The 468-nt window shown below is 62.8% G+C and carries 1 protein-coding gene; it reads right to left on the minus strand.

Going from position 1 to position 468, the window contains the following annotated elements:
- Nucleotides 1-468: efflux RND transporter permease subunit (locus AACY45_RS28380; RefSeq protein WP_339548789.1), on the minus strand; the 468-nt coding region annotated here is incomplete at both ends.

The following is a 468-nucleotide window of genomic DNA, read 5'->3' on the forward strand; positions in this document are numbered from 1 at the left end:
CGAAGTCGAGAGCCCCCAGACTCATCAGGTTGCCGGGGACATTGAAGGCATTCATTCCCATTGCCATCATCAGGAACGAGAACGGGATGACCAGCACTGCGATCACCGCGGCACGCCAGTTGCCGAGAAGCAGGAACAGCGCCACCGCAACGAGGATCGCGCCTTCGGTCAGGTTACGCTGAACCGTGGCAACCGTAGCGCCGACCAACTCAGCACGGTTCAACACCACCTTCACCTGGATGCCGGGGGGCAGAGATTTGGTGATTTGGTCGAGCTTCTGCGTCGCCTGTTCGGCGACGATACGGCTGTTCTGGCCGATCAGCATCAGCACCGTGCCGATGACCGCTTCCTGGCCGTTCATGCTGCCGGCACCCGTGCGTAGATCGCCGCCGACACGCACGTTCGCGATCTGGCCGATGGTGATCGGCGTGCCGCCGCGCGTGGCCGCAACCGCGTTGCGGATCTCAT

The organism is Pseudomonas sp. RA_35y_Pfl2_P32 (assembly GCF_963970735.1).
Lineage (GTDB): Bacteria > Pseudomonadota > Gammaproteobacteria > Pseudomonadales > Pseudomonadaceae > Aquipseudomonas.